We start from the raw sequence: 1,075 nt of genomic DNA, 5'->3' as shown, positions 1-1,075 counted from the left end.
TCCCGCCAGATACTCCCACTCATCCTCGCTAGGCAGGCTAAATCCGTCCTTTTGCAGGCTCGCCTCAAGCTCCTCGTGCGTCACGTCTCTAAACAAAAACGCTCGAATTTTGCCCTCCTCGCGCACCAGCTTTAGCGCGCCGCTAAGGGTTAGCACCGAGGAGCTTTTGTATTCGCCGCGCAAAAACTGCTCTATATCGCGCTCGTAAGCCTCAAGTCTCGCATCGTCCGCGCCGACCTCAACCCAGCTAAGCTCGCTCGCCCTGCGTTCGACCAGCATCGCGGAAATTTTAGCGCGGCGAAGCGGCGAGGTCTGCTGCGCGACGTATTCGCGCAGGCTCTGCTCGCTGCCGCAAAACTCGCACTGCTCTTTGATTTTCGCCGCCGAAATTTCATCCAAAACGGCGAAATCATCCCATCCGAGCACCGGCTCGCCGCTTGGAATAAAAACGAATTCGCTCCCTTTAAAATCGAAAACGCCCGTCTCGAAGCTCTCGCTGCCGCAGCTAAACGTAGTCAAATTTAAAAATTTAAACTGTGGATGCGCGGCTGAAATTTTAAGCATCAAATTTTGCTTTTCGTTAGGATTTAGCTTCTCAAATTCCTCTTTGTTCATCTGCCGCTCCTTGGTTAAATTTGACGAATTTTAGCAGACGCGCGAGTAAAAATGGATTAAACGGTGAAATTCCGTTGATCTTTGCGCCTTGCCCGCACCGCTTGCGAAATTTAGTCGCAGCGTGAAATTTCGCCGCAAGCCGTCGCGTAGTGGATGTGCCTGCCCATGCAGCGGATTTTTTCGCCCGCGTATGGGCTTGCAAAATTTCGCTCTGCCGCGAAATTGCGATATAATGGCTAAGAGAATTTAAAGCGCCAGGGCTGCCGTTTAAGCAAGCCTTTATGCGGGCGCGATTTTGAAGCGATTTTTGCGTAGTAAAATTTGATAAATTTACCCAAAAGGAGCGAATATGCGTAAGAATTTTTTCGGTTCTATCGTTTTGGCTGCGGCCTTAGCGGGCGGCGCGTTTATAGCGGTGCCGCAGACGGCGAGCGCTGCCGTACTAGCGCATCACGTGAAG

At 51.6% G+C, this 1,075-nt stretch carries 1 protein-coding gene; it reads right to left on the bottom strand.

Annotation, left to right across the window (positions count from 1 at the left end; genetic code table 11):
* On the bottom strand, positions 1-615 hold a 615-nt coding region (locus Q0135_RS02920; protein ID WP_297988097.1), incomplete at its 3' end, for a hypothetical protein.
* Between the last annotated feature and the right edge of the window lie 460 nt (positions 616-1,075).

It is taken from the genome of uncultured Campylobacter sp., from assembly GCF_937981295.1.
Classification (GTDB): Bacteria; Campylobacterota; Campylobacteria; order Campylobacterales; family Campylobacteraceae; genus Campylobacter_B.
The sequence above is the reverse complement of the archived record's forward strand: the minus strand, read 5'-3'. Positions and strand labels throughout refer to the sequence as shown.